Raw genomic sequence first — 15,437 nt, 5'->3', positions numbered from 1 at the left:
ATACCCTCCCACATTTTATGACTTCACGAAGACGGTTTTGATAGCTGTGAAAAACTCGATGGCCGCTTGCCCCTGCTCCCTGGAATGTGAGCTAGACATCTTCATTCCACCGAACGGAGCCTGCAGCTCTACGCCGGCCGTTTCCGCATTGATTCTGACCAATCCTGCATCCATATCCCGGATGAAAGACAGCATCGCTCCAACATTTTGAGTATAAATGGAAGCACTTAAACCGTAATCGCTATCATTAGCCACTTCGATCGCTTCTTCCATGGAATCCACAGGCATTAATGCAAGCACTGGGCCGAAAATTTCTTCCCGGGCGATGGACATGTGTGATTCGACACCTTCAAATACGGTCGGCTGGACATAAAATCCCTCTGCAAGCCCTGGGTCGTCCGGTCTTTTTCCACCTGCCAGCAGAACGGCACCTTCATCCTGTCCTTTTTGAATATAGCTCAGCACGGTGTTGAGCTGTCCTTCGTTTGCACATGGCCCCATCCAGCTTCCGGAAGACATGCCGTCACCCAGCCGGATTTCCTGGATTTGCGAGAGGAGTTTTTCTTTAAAGGCATCATATACGTTTCGTTCAATAATGACCTTGCTGGTGGCCGTACATTTTTGGCCCGTAGATTTCAAGCCACCACTGATCGTGGCCTCAACAGCCAAATCCAGGTCAGCGTCTGCCGCGATGATAATCGGGTTTTTCCCGCCCATTTCAAGTTGATACTTGGCCCCTCGTCCCAGCGCTGCGGCGCCGACCCGCTTTCCAACTTCATTGGAACCTGTGAACGTGATCCCGCCCACATCCGGATGCTCAGCAAGTGCAGATCCAATCACCGAACCTCTGCCGCATATAAGATTGAGAACGCCACCCGGAATGCCCACCTCCTCAAAGCATTCCACCATTAGGGCCGCAGTGACCGCCGTTTCCTGTGCCGGCTTTAATACGACTGTATTGCCGTAAATCAAAGCCGGAGCCGTCTTCCAGATGGGAATAGCTACTGGGAAGTTCCATGGAGCAATAACGCCTACTACACCAAGCGGTACGCGTGTTGTAAACATCAGCGCTTCGCTATCCGTCGAAGGAATGACATCACCCGTTTTCCGCATGCCTTCACCAGCGTAATACCTTAAGATCGCGACTCCGCGCATCGTCTCTCCTTTGGCTTCAGGGAGTGTTTTGCCCATTTCCCTGGTCATCGCCTCTGCAACCTCATCGGCCCGGCGTTCCAGCACGTTCGCGGCCTGAAATAGATAGTTACCACGCTCCGCACCGGTTAACCTCCGCCAATCCCTGGCTGCTGCCTTCGCCGCTGCAACTGCCCGGTTCAGATCCCCTACGTCGGAGTTTGGTACATACCCCACGACCTCATTCCGATTCGCCGGATTTATGCTGGGTTCGGTTTCTCCGGACGCAGCCTGCACCCATTCTCCGTTAATATAATTTCTGTATGTCTGCTCTACCTGAAATGCGGTCATAGCATTCATCCTCCTTATATACTAGTTTGAAATGACAGGATTAACGAGTGTCCCGATATCGCTAATGGATATCTCAATGCGGTCCCCGGGTTCAAGCGTAAATTCATTGGGTGGCACGATGCTTGTGCCTGTCAAAAGTACCGTACCGTCAAACAAATCATTGTCCCTTGCCAGAAAGGAGACCAGTTCATCCAGCTTTCGGTTTAATTCGCTCGTGCTCGCCTCACTTTTGACAACCATCTCGCCTTCGCGATATATTTCGCAGACGATGCTGAATGCATAGGGATTCTGCACCGTTTCTGCCAGTCGAATAGCCGGACCTATCGAGCAGGAGTTACGCCACATTTTTGCTTGTGGCAGGTACAGCGGGTTTTCTCCTTCGATATCGCGGCAGCTCATGTCATTACCGGCGATGTATCCTACAATGCTGCCATCAGCAGCAAGCACCAATCCAAGTTCAGGCTCCGGGATCTGCCAAGCGGAGTCGCTGCGCAGCGTGACAGCCTCATTCGGTCCAACGGTGCGGGCCGCTGTGGATTTAAAAAAGATCTCCGGTCTTTCTGCATCATAAACCTTATCGTAAAAAGTCTTCACATCCAGCTTGCCATCCGTAGCTTCATAATTCCGCGCTTCCCGGCTCCGTTGATACGTAACACCTGCCGCCCATACTTCCGGAGCTTCCAATGGAGTGATCAGGTGCAGGGAAGTCCAATCGTCTGTCAGCTCGTTCAACGGCTTAAAAGCGCTTTCAACCAATTGAACCGGATGAATTCCCTGCTCCCTCGCTTGATAGATCAAAGTCATAAAATCTGCCTGTGGCAAACGATAGGCTTTTTCATCGTCCGTAACGGCTGCCAGCCACTTTTGTTGTCCGTCCAGAAATCGAATAATTCTCATTCAAGCTTGCCCCCTATTTTCCCCATCGGGTTGATAATTCTACCTTAGCACCAGCCATGCTTCATGACGATGTTCTAATCTCTCCGACGATTTACCCTTTTCACGCATTGTTTTTCTGTTAAGATGAATCTATACGAATCGATCCGTATTTGGAATGTAGAACATTACGAGGGGGTTGGGTTGCTGTGACCAAGCTTTCAGAAGCCGTGTATTTAGGCCGTCTGCCCGATGTTCGCATGTCGTTTCAATTAATGGGGCTGCATGCAAGAAAAGTAGATTCCAGCTGGACGTATCCGTCCCACGAGCATTCGATGTATGAAATCCACTGGATGATGGACGGTCAGATGAACATGGTGGTCAACGGGCAGTTATACAGTCAGTCTGTTGGAGATCTACTGTTCATCCGCCCTGGCATGACCCATTCCTGCACCGGTGCCGGACCGCAGGGTTTCACTTACTTTTCCGTTCATTTCAGCATACACGATACGTCCTTTTGCAGAGAACTCAATCGCTACAAGGACATTTATTATCCGGCAGATTCGGATTTAGCTCTGGGACTGTCCTCCTCACTGTCTACACTATATGATTTGGCCACAGAGCACTTGTCCATCTCGCTGTCTTCTTCCAAACAAATGAAGGTTCATGCCGCCGTATTCGAACTGCTCGGCTCCCTGGTCGGCCAGTTATCTCAGAATGCATCTGTTACTCTATCCAGAAAAGAAGCCATCGCCCATCAAATTGCTGAACATATTGAGGATTCCGTAAGATATATCCACCTTCATGGTGAAACCCGGGAGAACGAGCGAACCTGGATCCAGGACATCGCCAAGTCGCTGAACATCAGTCCGTCGCAGGTCAATCGGATCTTTCAGCACGTATACGGCACAGCACCGCGCAAGTTTTTATCCGAAACCCTACTGAACGAAGCCCAGCGGCTGTTAAAGCAAACAGACCTGAACATTGACCATATTGCGATGATGCTGGGGTATAAGACCCTTGCGCATTTCAGCCGTCAGTTCAAGCGGTGGACAGGTATAGCACCAAGCGAATTTCGCAGTCATTCCCAGCAGGCTTCGGCAGCCGATCATCCTGATGATTGAGGAATCCTTTCATACGAATGGAAAGACTGTTTGATACAATGACATATTCTAAAGTATATTTGATCAATAATCATATTCATAATTCGATATGAGTGGCTGCAGTTCAACCCTCGCAAAAAAGAGGACTCTGCTCTCCGCTGTTTATGCCGTAGCCGCCAATTCCAAATTACGATAGTCGGGTAATACTTTTATGATATTTGCCACAGTTTTACACAGATTTTGTTTACACCTATACATCAATAATTTCTCCGTCTTGCTTTGCTGGCAGCGTGGGAGATCTATGGAATGATGCGAACAAAAAAGGACTCGATGTGGTCATCGAGTCCCTTTTTTCAATCCTGATTATTTGGATGTAAGACTTACTTTTGCAGCCGATTGATCCCAATTCACTGTTAATCCGAGTCCTTCCGAAATGAAGCGTACCGGCACAAGCGTGCGACTGTTCTTAATCATGGCGGGTGTATCCATTTCGAGCGTCTCCCCATTAACGGTTGCTGTGCTGCTTCCGATCTGGAGCACCAGCGTCTGGTCATTGAGAACGGCGGTTACGGTTTTCGCTGTTTTGTCCCATGTCACTTTCGCACCCAAAGCTTCAAGAATGGCGTTCACAGGTACCATCACTCGGCCACTTTGCTCTAGCGGGTCCTGATCCGGGAACGTAATTGTTTTGCCATCCAGGGTTACGGTAATCATATTGCCCGTCGTTCCTGTTCCGTTATCCATGCCTGTCGTGCCTGTATCTTCCGAAGACTCAGGCAAAGGTGTGACTTCACGTCCGAGTTGCTCTTGCAAATTGGCAAGTCGGTTCAGAGCAAATGTCGTCAGCGATCCTGCTGCCATGGAGCCCATACCACCGCCAAAGTTACCGCCAGGACGTGTCTGGGGGGTATTCCCAGTGTTCGTTGTTGTGTCTGTTGTTCCTGTTCCCGTGGTGCCATCCGGCGGTGTCGGTGGGGTTGTTCCATCCGGTGGGGTCATCCCCTCCATGCCCTCTGGTGGCGTCATGCCTTCGAATCCTTCCGGTGGTGTACCACCCATACCGCCTGCTGCATCAGCGTTGGCAGAATAGACGATGTTGGATTCAAACTGTTCTGTTGTGTAGAATTTCGTTGGATCTGCTTCGACATATGGACGAATAATATCAGCCAGACCTGTGATGCGGTCCTGGATGCCTTCCAGATAATCCGTCAACTCGTTGACATAGCTCAAGTATTTTTCCTTATACTCCGGCACGGCAAGCAGGTTGTTGATCATCGGTACGTTTTCCATGCTGATGCCCAGTACTGGCTCGTCCACGGATACGTTCGTTGCGTTGGTGTTGGCCGTGGTTGATCCGTTCGTCGTTGTTCCACGTCCGCCTCCACCCGAGTATCCATTGAAGGACATGTTAAAGTCCCAAGGTACAACCGTGAACTTGCCATTGGCATCACTGTAGAGCATATAGTTGTGCCCTTTGTCTCCGTTATAGCTGTCATAGTTGCCAAAGACCATGTTACCCGCGATATATTGAAGCGCGGAATCCACGTCCAGCACACTTTCGATATCACCTTTTTCACCTTTAGGCATGTCGTTCAGCGTTTTAATGAAGTTTTTGAGCTTGGTTTTGTTCTCGTCCGTACCCAAATCTTCGGTGATCGTAGTATAGTCGCTGCCTTCTGCATATTGCAGGTAACTCTTCTCATCTGTATCATAGAGGACACCGTCCTCATAATCTTCCCCGTAATTACGTTCCAGGTAGCTGTCATCTACTGCTTCGACCCCGGTATAGAAACCAACCAGTTCGCCGTTTACATACAAATTAACGTAGTTTGTCATCGGTACATCCATGCCAATACTGCGCAGCGCCTCATAGTGAAGAACTTCACGCATGTACGATGGATCGGCGTAGTTGTTGTTCAGGACCATTTTATCCAGACCGAGCAGGGTTTGTGTTTTGTCGTATTTATCGAACTTTAGTCTGAAGCTGTAGCGGTCCGAATCTTCCATCGAGGCTACAGCTTTCAAAGTCAGATTACCCTTGGTGGAGAAACCAACGTTATCCAGCTTGTTCCCGTCCACCTCCACACTTACCTTCTTATAATCCTTATCCAGCGGGCTTTCGAGCATGCTCTTCCAGTCTGCATCATCAATCGTAACATTCACATCAATCACATTGTCCGTCTGGAACAACGATTCATAGGCTTTCGCAACTCCTGTGCTGGTAGTTGTATCCTCTGCGGCGTACGCAGCGTTCGGACTTCCGAGCAGGGCAAAAGATGACGTTACCATGGTCACGGACAAGGCCGTTATCGCAACTTTACGTAATAAGCTATTCAAATGATGAATCCTCCTTCTTGATTTCTGTAAAGCCACTTAGGCTTATGAAACCATCGTAGAGGACAAACCTTTAATGAATCTTAAATCAATGATTCACAACAAAAAGTAGCCCATCAGGTCCGAACTCCTGTTAGGCTACTAGTTGTTCTGATCCTTTATAACTCGGTAACTGTCACACCTGCTGCTTTGTAGTAGTCCTCGTTCAAGTTGCTCAGTATATTGGCCTTCAGCAAAATGCCGACTCCGGCAAAGAGACCGATTCCGTTCGTGTTACCTTCAATTCGGTTATTTTCAATCAACACATTCTCGGGGTCCCCTTCGCCAATATTGCCTGCTCCGGCATCGCCTTTATCACGTTCAAGCCGCACGCCCCAGTAACCGCTGGCGGTATTGCTTCGGATCACATTGCCACGAATCACCGTACCCGGTCCGTTCAGCACTTTGATTCCTGCCGCATCTGCAATTGTGGTTGTATTCTCGATGAGATTATCCTCGATTAGGGTATCAGGGGTGCCCATGGTCACCGAAATGCCGATTTGGCTGTTCGTGATCGTGTTGTCATGAATGTAGTTTCCTTTGCCCGACTTGCTGTGGTTGCTGGGTGCTGAACCCCCTGTATTGCCGAGTCCAATTCCTGCGCCTGTCAGCACATCCGTAATCACATTCCCGGAGATTTCATTGAAATACTCAAGTTCACCATGAAGATCGATGGCATCGAGCTTGGTTCCGTTAAACGTATTGCCACGCAGCACGTTGTTGTGGGCGACAAACTGGATCAACGCTCCATGTCTGAGATAAGGACCCTCAAATGTGCTGTCCTCCACCAGATTCCATAACGTATCATTGTCAAAACCGAGTCGATCTGTCTTAGCCGTTCCCTGAATGGAAATGCCGTAGCCTGAACCGCCAGGGCCCAGATCGGTCGCATTGCGGAACGTTGCATGCTTAACAACGACATCGCGGCTGTGTTCAATGCGGATCGCCATTCGTTTGAATTTCTCCACAATCACGCCGTCGATCGTGATGTCATACGATGGAGCTTCGCCATAGTTAGCGATGTGAATCAGGCTATCCGGTCCCCCTGCGGAGGGGTTATTGGATTTGTGATCGGTTGTGTAGCTGCCGGACCAGGATGAAGTTAGGGTCATGTTGGATACAAGAATGCTATGCTGAGCCGATGCTTTCAGGACGGTACTTCCTGTCACCTGATCCAGCGATGTCTTGAGCACAGTTCCTTCACGGCTATCTCCTCTCAGGTTCACCCCGGATTTGAGCATTAGGTTGGTGGTTGCATCCGGCCCGGATAACAAATTGTATACGCCATCAGGCAAAAAAACTTCATCGCCGACATTGGCGTCATCAATGGCAGCCTGTATAGCAGGTCGGTCATCATTAGTATTGTCAGCCAGATTTATTCCGTAATCCCGTACATCAATGGTACGTCCGGTCACGGCATGCGGAGAATGAACCGCATGCGGTGTTCCATCTGTCTCCGTTAGACCTGGAGCGACAAATGGCACCGTCCCCTCAGGTGGTTGCGGCTCCATATATGGAATCAGGGCAACAGGTGTCCCTCCCCCTGTAAATGGGGCATACAGATGAACATCGGTGAGACTCGTATAAATACTTGCATCGGAATTGCCATGCCCGGTGATTCGTACATAACGTGCAGACGTGTCCGGGATATCAAATGCCTGCATTTCTGTGGTATCCCCACTGCTTTCGCCGTTGAATACCTGGGTCCAATGATTACCGTCAACAGAAATTTCCATCTCAAAGAAGGTCTTCCTTACATCCCCTTTGTAAAAACCAATCCCGACATAGCCGACTTGCTGTGCCTGCCCCAGATCAAATGTTATCCATTGCCCCTCTCCCGCAACAGACCAGCGAGTATAGCTGTTATTGTCGATGGTATTGGTCGCCAAGTTGCCGTCGCTGCCGCTTGCCGAAACGGAAGCAACAAGCAGGGACGATACCGGAACGTCAAGGGTGGTCATGTCGGTTGATAAAGCACTGCTGACGTTGCCCGCCTCGTCAATCGCTTTCACTTGAAACGTATACGGTGTTCCGGCTGCAAGTCCGCTGTCCCGGAATGACTGCTTGCCTTGTTCGGCCAGCAGAACTCCATCCCGATAGATTCGGTAGGCAAATACAGCCGTATCATCGCTGGCAACAGGCCATCTCAGTTCTGCAAACTCCGTTCCCCAGTTGCGGATCTCCAGCTCAGCTCCCTGCTCCCATTCTGGCGCGTGTGTGTCGCTTCCATCTTCGATTAATGAGATAACAAATAACTGTGGACGCGGATTGCTCGTTCCATTGGCTTCCTTGGTGTACACGTTCACAGAAACGCCTGTTGATCCGGCATCCCCGAGCAGAAATGCCACCTGCCCCTCCTCTGATCGGCTCTTCACATAATCGGTCACATCGACTTCATAAACTGCCGGGCTTCCATTCCGATCTGCCGTGACCTGGAATGTGCCAAGCAGCGAACTTTCGTTGAGACTTTGGACAGGAGCATTCGACCAGGTAAGTGATGATTCGCTCCAGTCTGTTGCATCCAAACCGTACACAGACAATTCCGTATCCGTATTCGACGTGCCTTTCTTTGCAGCAATCCGTAATCGATACCGGTCTCCCTCAGACTCATTTCCGGTCATGTCAAACTTAAAATACACATATTTCTTCGTTGACAAAGTGGAAGAAATACTAAGTAATCCGGTGCTGGAGCCCGTAGTCTGATTGAAATTAACGTCAGGCTTGCCGCTGTCTATCGCCGCATCGTCGCTGGGCAGCTTGCTGGATATAACCTTTTCAATCAACGGTTTTTCTTCACCCACTTCTTCATCTCCAGGCGAAGTGTCTTCGTGATTGCTTTTGAATATAATGGGCTCCGTAACAACCCGGTTCTTCACATGTTCATCAAGGAAGGCCCATGCCTCCGCATTCGCAATCTCGGAAGCCGTCCCTGTAAATCCATGGCCCTGACCGGGTACGATCTTCAGATCCACAATCGGAACACCCGCGGATTGAAGCTGTCCCGCAAAAGTAACACTGTCCGTGTAGGGAATGGTGGCATCAGCATCGCCGTGCCGAATCCAGAACGGTGGATCATCCGATGAAGCATACGTGCCCGGCATGGCAAGTCTGGCCTGTTCCGGTACATCGAACGCACGATGCCCGCCAAGCAGGGCCGTGACCGAGCTATAGTTATTGGCAAATGTCGTCGTAAAATCAGCAGGTCCGTACCAGTCGGCGACCGCCTGAACTTTGTCGGAATACTCAGGCCATCCGCCAGAACCTTCGAGATCAGGTATTTCTACCGTCGCTCCTGTATCCAGCACTACGGTATCACCAGCAACCATGTCCCCTGTTGTGCCAAGCAATGCAGCCAGATGGCCGCCAGCAGACGATCCCCAGACACCAATCCGACTCGGGTCCAGATTGTACTGGGCTGCATGGGCACGCAAGTATCGGATAGCGAGCTTCACATCCTGAATCTGGGCAGGGAAAGGCGCCTCAGGCGTCAGTCGGTAGTCCAGAGATACACCGATGTAACCGCGTTTGAGTACATAATTGCATATGGAGTTCAATGCCTGCTTCCGGTCCCCATGGTTCCATCCACCTCCGTGAATGTAGACTATGACCGGCATCGGTTCAGCTGCCGCTGTCTCGGGAACAGCAATGGATGAATACATCGCCCGCCCACCAGCCGTACCTATCTCCACATCTTCGTACAAAGTCACTCCTTGTGGTGGCGTAAATTCAGTATTCCCCTCTCCAGGTGGCACTGGGGAGGGGGCAGGCGTTATTCCGGGAATAGCCTGACCGTAAATGGCAACATTGTCGATATACATGTTGGCCTGCATGGCATCTCCTGTCCGAAAACGAATTTTCACCGTGCTGTTATTGTTCGCTTCCGAACCCAGCGTCCAGCTTTTTAGCGTATTACCTTCCTTGTTCTTCATGTCTGGAGTGCCTGGGGGAAGTTCGAACGTCTCCAGCGTTGTCCATGATGCGCCGTCGTCCTTCGACCACTCGATAATCACGCTTCCACTTATATAGGATGAGGCACGAGTGTAGTAGCTTAGCCGGATATTTCCGTATCCGGTCAGATTAAGTGGCAGCGCGAGAGCATCGGTTCCGTCCATCTTGATCATGTTGGGCAGCGAGGGTGCGGTGGTGGAAGATGACGTTTTGGCCTTGCTTCCACCTGCCCCTTCCTGCGACCAGGGAGATCTCAATGCAATTCCACCCGTAGAGCCAAAATTGTCCGGGTCATCAAAGTTTTCCGCGTAAATCTCCAGCTCCGGGCCCTCCGGATCCGGGATATTCCCTTCCTGCGTAGCATTTAAAATAGAATGAGGAACAGTGTCTTCCATCGCCCGGACTTCATGCACGGGAACGGCAAAACCGCTAATAAGTATGACAGACATGGCAACAAGTACAACCCGCTTTTTCCACGTTTTGAACACGTCATTCACTTGTATCCCCTCCGTATTCACACTTGCCTCTCCGTTATCGTGTAAATGTATAGTTCAACTTATATAGTTAGCGACGCGGTGCCGACACGCCTTCACCGTTCTTGAACTTCTCCGTGGCTTCCTTGATGGCCTGATCCCCGCCTTTGGATTTCCATTCCTCAACCACTTTCGGCCAATCGGAGATCGGCTCCTTCCCATAAACCATCTTGATCATGTGTGTGAGCAATACCTGAGGAGGTGTATCCGAATTGGGAGCAATGTCGGGATTCTGTACAAAGGCCTCCAAACGCGGATCAAAGTTGATGCCATCCCGACCTTCTTTGGCTAAAATGGTATCGTAAATATTCATCAGTTTTTTGCCTTCTTTTGTCAGTGACAACGAGCCTTTGTTGTATGTCGTGTCCTGTACAAACCATAAGAACGACTGACGATAACGCTCTTCGTCCACGCCAGCGGAATCTGTTGGAGCTGTGTAGGAAATCACGCCATTATCCTCTGTGTAGGTCTCTCCCTCCGTGCCGTACGTGAAAAACTTCTCCGCTTCATCGGACACCATCCAGTTAAAGAAACGGATAATGGAAGCCGGATCAGCTGCATCCTTATTAATAAAGTAGGCACGTGTCACCGGACCGTACAGATAATAACCGCCCTTTCCGTCCGGGCCGACAGGCGAAGGGATAATCTCGATTTTGGCATCAGGAACCGATGCTTTAATCTGCTTCTCCCATTGAATCAGCTCGTTGGCGTTCATGGACCACATGCCCGCCTTGCCAGAGAGAATCGTATTTTTGAATACCGTCGAATTGATGGTCGCGAACTCTTTATTAATCAGCCCTTCGTCATACATCGTTTTGTACACAGTCAGCGCTTTCTGCATATTCTCATTATCCATAAATTTCGGTACAACCTGGTCGCCCTGCTGCTCCATCATGGACAGGAATTGCTGCACGTCATAGGCACCGAAAAAGGTATCTGCATATTTGAAATCCTCCCGCCCCATATATGGATTCTCGACACCCAGCTTTTTAAAGGCGCGCAGAACCTCCATCGTTTCCTCAACCGTAGTTGGTACCGGCAGGCCCGTTTGATCCAGCAAATCCTTGCGAATCCAGGTTGCCCGACGGGATGGATTGGATAAATATTCAGGGATGGCATAGATCTGGCCGTCATGGGTTACCTGGTCCCAGGCTTCCTTCGGCACGGCCTTGAGCAAGTCTTGCCCATACTCCTGCAACAGTTCATCCAGCGGCTGAAATACCCCGGCTTCGACCGAGCCGGCCATCTCTTTGCCGTTGACGCCGCCATCACCCTGCACCACATCAGGAATATCGTTGGTGGCAAACATCTGGACCATTTTCTGCTCATATTCCTTATGGGGCACCAGGACAATTTTCAGATCGGTATTGGTCAGATCCTCCAGCTTTTTCACCCATTTATCCTGATTAATGTCCGGCGACTTCTCCACATACGTATACGCCAGTGTACGAAGTGACATGGAGAACCTCGTCTTGCCGTCTCCACCATTTTCACCGGATTCTGCCCCGCTTCCCTTGCTGCATCCCGCGATGACCGATGCCGCCAGCAATAGCGCGATGCCTGAGACCATCCACTTTTTCATGCTACCCCTCTTTTCATCCTGATTTAGATTTAGGTACCAATCATTGGTGAAGCGCTTTCATATAGATGTTAAAACATCCCCACCGCCTGCAACAATGGGGATGTTTTAGATGAGATTGCGTTTTCTTTAGGTCATACTTAAAGTTCCACAGCATCCAGTCATATAGCACTATATAAATTAAACGTACAAACTTTACACTCAGCCACTCCGATTGCAGTACCCTCTTCCGATCGCTGTTATCCCCAGATTTTTTTGATTCCCTTTCCAAAGGGGAAAATCCGGTGATAAAGGCGAACGCTTCGCTTCTTCAGATGGGTTCTGCACTCTTCGTTCTTGTGTAAATATTCAGTTCATCTTATCTAGTACGCTTTGGATACCTCGATCTTCTTCGTTATACCGTTGTCGGTAAAATAGAGATGGATACCGTGATCCTGGTCATCGATGAAATAAGGAACATACTTCGGCTCATCGATCTTATACGGCACAAGCAGCGTTACAATTCTATGGCTTGAAGCAGGCCGCGTTTCCGCGCTTAGATGATAATGTCTGTCCAGCCCTTCGTACTCTGCCGGGTCCACCTCTGCGAATTGATCCGTCTGGCTGAGGGACAGCTCACCGGAGGAAGCGTAGACAAACGTCCCTTCTAACCCTGCCTTATTCCCGTTCAAACGGAAACTCTGCCCTTTCAGCTGTAACGGGTGTAGGGCATGGAACAGCCATTGAACGCTGTCCGGCTTCTCCAGATCAATGTGGTCCACAATAACGAAGTACGATGACTGTAAAAAATGAATTTCCCGTACAACACGCTTCACATGCGGTACGGTGCTGGCGTAGGCATCGGTCGCTACCGCGCGCACATAACCATCGCCGTCTCGCCAATAGGCTTCTTCAATCTGTCCGGTTGCGGCCATGTTCAGCACCTTGTTGTTCTCGGCGTACTGTCCTGCTCCGCCAATCAGCAGGTTATTTTTGGAGAGCGTCTGCCTGCGCCATTCCCGATGAAAGGAACTGCCGTGCGCGATATAGTAGCCCGTATCCGCCGCAAGCGGCTCACCGAATGCATGCAGAGTGAAGCTGTTCTGATCCGCATGACTGTGACTGATAGAGCCGTAACGGCTTGACTTGAGCAGCAGCATAACATGCTCATCCGGATCATCCATCCGGTGATGCATAGCTACCCATCCCACATCCCGGAACCATTTGAGCGGCTCGATGTTCACAGGCGACTCTTCCTCTACCTGCGGATAATCGTGGCGGTATACCAAGTCGTCAAAGTTAAAGTCCCACCAACCGTAGTTATAAAAGGCTCTCTCTGTCCCCGGATCGGACTGGCGTACACGCTCAAAGTACCACTGGTACCAACGGTTACCTGTAACACCCGCCAGCTGGCGGACAAGATAGCCTGTTTTCAAGTTTACCGGGTCACCCAGCGTAGACTGATCTCCGAAGCTGGCGCGCCGAGCATCAGGAGGGTACACGTAGAGTGGAAAATCCCCGGTACGCTGGAAGAACGGCCGACGGAAGAAGTCGATGCCTGCGTAGTTTCGCAACAAATTCATGGCCTCGGTCACATAGGCCATGCCTGTTGTCCAGTACATTGGACCTTCGGCCCAACCCCCATCGCTGCCTCCCCAAGGGGAATACAGACAGGCATAATAATCGATCGCATAATCCAGCCACGCTGCAGCTTGCTGCTCCTCATGCAACAAAGCCATACAGCAGGGCACAAGTACAGAAGATAATGAACGCACCGCATGGCTGTCGTAAGGCACATGATGGATCTTAGAGCGAATCATCACATGCTGGGCCACCTGCTCTGTCCGCCGCAGCAAACTCCGCCTTACCGCATCCTGCTCTTCACTGTTCAACTCATCATGCAGCCAGTCATAACCCCAAGCGAGCGCGGCCGCAACCCGAAAGGCAGCCTCATCGTTATAATCGCGGGAGGTCGTTCCCTCCGTATCCCAGGCCGCCACATGCAGCAACCAGGTTTTCGCCGCTTCAAGCAACCGTTCGTCACGAAGCACCCGACCAGCGATGCTCAGATGACGAATCGCATATAACACTTCCTGACAGTCAATGTACATTTGACGCCATAACGGAGCGACGCGTTTGTTCTCCGGGTAAGGCAGCGGTTCATTGATCGGCTCGCGGTTTGCCCACGGCTCAACGGAATTTGCCATAAATATATCCCAGCCGCAATATGTGGGATCGGACGCAATGCCATCCGCAAGTGCCTTTAGCCCACTTTCTCCGAGCCACAACCGGGGGTGGGACGTGTCCGTGGCAACATATCGCTGTGCCCGAGACGGTATCGGTGTCTCGGGTAACCCCTCTGGCATGGTGAACCTCCGTACCTCACTCCATGCCGACATTTCCTGCTGTTTCTCCTGAACGGCATCCGCTTCAGCTTCGCTTCCTTGCTGCACGGGATGGTTCACAAGCAGTGCATAACGCCAGTAATATTCACCAGGTTCAAACACCCGGTCCGGCGTGAAAAAGTTATAGGGGAGCGGTGCAAACGTCATCGTCCCTTCTTCCTGAAAAGAAGGCCCCACCGACACCTGCAGCACATAGGCATTCTCATCCTCCTGCTGTGCTGCCATCCAGGTAAATCTCGGCGGGTTCTCTGTCAGAACGGTATGTTTTTCAGGTGCATAGTCCACATGGAACGGCCCGCTAACGGGTTGGTACAACGGTCTTTCTGCAGGCTTCCGCTTCACTTCCATCGTTAATCCCCTCCTTATCGCAATGATGTAGCATCAACGCATATACATTCCGCCATTGATTTCAAGCGTTTCTCCGGTTATAAAAGAACCCAGCTCCGAACACAGGTACAGCGCCGCACCTGCGACATCATCGGGATTGCCTTCCCGTCCAAGCGGAATGCTGCTTACCGCAGAAGATCGCCCTTCCTCCGAGGTGAACGTAGCATGGAACGCTGTCTGCCCGATGAAGCCTGGTGAGAGGGCATTAACCGTAATCCCTCCAGGAGCCAGCTCTTTGGCAAGCCCTTTGGTTAACGCAATGACTGCTGCCTTGGAGGCTGCGTAAATAGCTGCTCCCGGACCGCCACCATTATGAGCCGCTACCGAAGTCAAATTGATTATTCGGCCGCCTCCAGCCGCCTTCATGCCAGGAATGACCGCTTTGGAGACAAATACGGCACTCTTCAGATTTACATCCATAATTCGGCTGTAAAGCTCCTCACTCATCGTTTCAATAGGGCTCCGCTCCACCAAATGTCCCGCATTATTGATCAACAGGTCAATCGGTCCGCCGAAGCGAAGCGTAATATCTCCAACCATTGATGCAATGGCATCCGTATCTGTCACATCGGCCTGAAATGCCGCTGCTTCACCACCAGCATCCCGGATCGCAGCTACAACCTCTTCAGCCCGCTCCATATTGTGCAGACCATTCACAGCCACCTTTGCCCCGCAGCAAGCCAATGCCCCGGCAATGGCAGCGCCGATCCCTCCGCTAGAACCTGTTACAAGTGCAATTTTGTTCTGTAAATTGATATTCATATTTAATCTTCCT

8 protein-coding genes are annotated in these 15,437 nt (G+C 50.7%); 1 reads left to right on the top strand and 7 read right to left on the bottom strand.

Annotated features, from left to right (window positions below; all coding sequences use genetic code 11):
* Positions 1-15: 15 nt before the first annotated feature.
* Both gucD and JNUCC31_RS20605 read right to left on the bottom strand, forming a co-directional pair.
* Positions 16-1,482: an alpha-ketoglutaric semialdehyde dehydrogenase GucD gene (gucD, locus tag JNUCC31_RS20610; protein WP_192264188.1), complete on the bottom strand. Its 1,467-nt coding sequence runs from the start codon at positions 1,480-1,482 to the stop codon at positions 16-18.
* 21 nt (positions 1,483-1,503) lie between these two features.
* Positions 1,504-2,379: a fumarylacetoacetate hydrolase family protein gene (locus JNUCC31_RS20605; protein WP_192264185.1), complete on the bottom strand. Its 876-nt coding sequence runs from the start codon at positions 2,377-2,379 to the stop codon at positions 1,504-1,506.
* Between the two features lie 185 nt (positions 2,380-2,564).
* On the opposite strand from JNUCC31_RS20605, the gene JNUCC31_RS20600 reads away from it, so the two are divergent.
* Complete coding sequence (locus tag JNUCC31_RS20600) at positions 2,565-3,479, top strand: helix-turn-helix domain-containing protein (protein WP_192264166.1); 915 nt, start codon at positions 2,565-2,567, stop codon at positions 3,477-3,479.
* Positions 3,480-3,821: 342 nt separating this feature from the next.
* Here the strand turns inward: JNUCC31_RS20600 and JNUCC31_RS20595 are convergent, their stop codons facing one another.
* From JNUCC31_RS20595 to JNUCC31_RS20575, 5 genes are all read right to left on the bottom strand, one after another.
* Positions 3,822-5,795, bottom strand: a complete 1,974-nt coding sequence (locus tag JNUCC31_RS20595) for a CotH kinase family protein (protein WP_192264163.1) — start codon at positions 5,793-5,795, stop codon at positions 3,822-3,824.
* A 155-nt stretch (positions 5,796-5,950) separates the two neighbouring features.
* The gene (locus JNUCC31_RS20590) at positions 5,951-10,297 is read right to left on the bottom strand and encodes an alpha/beta hydrolase fold domain-containing protein (protein ID WP_228469142.1); all 4,347 of its coding nucleotides are present in this window, start codon (positions 10,295-10,297) and stop codon (positions 5,951-5,953) included.
* A gap of 46 nt (positions 10,298-10,343) precedes the next feature.
* Complete coding sequence (locus JNUCC31_RS20585) at positions 10,344-11,894, bottom strand: extracellular solute-binding protein (protein WP_192264144.1); 1,551 nt, start codon at positions 11,892-11,894, stop codon at positions 10,344-10,346.
* Between the two features lie 359 nt (positions 11,895-12,253).
* Positions 12,254-14,623 carry a DUF4962 domain-containing protein gene (locus tag JNUCC31_RS20580; RefSeq protein ID WP_192264140.1) on the bottom strand — a complete coding sequence of 790 codons (2,370 nt, stop codon included), beginning with the start codon at positions 14,621-14,623 and terminating at the stop codon, positions 12,254-12,256.
* Between the two features lie 33 nt (positions 14,624-14,656).
* Positions 14,657-15,424, bottom strand: a complete 768-nt coding sequence (locus JNUCC31_RS20575; RefSeq protein WP_192264137.1) for an SDR family NAD(P)-dependent oxidoreductase — start codon at positions 15,422-15,424, stop codon at positions 14,657-14,659.
* Between the last annotated feature and the right edge of the window lie 13 nt (positions 15,425-15,437).

Source organism: Paenibacillus sp. JNUCC-31 (assembly GCF_014844075.1).
Lineage (GTDB): Bacteria > Bacillota > Bacilli > Paenibacillales > Paenibacillaceae > Paenibacillus.
This window is presented reverse-complemented; position numbering and strand designations above follow the sequence as displayed.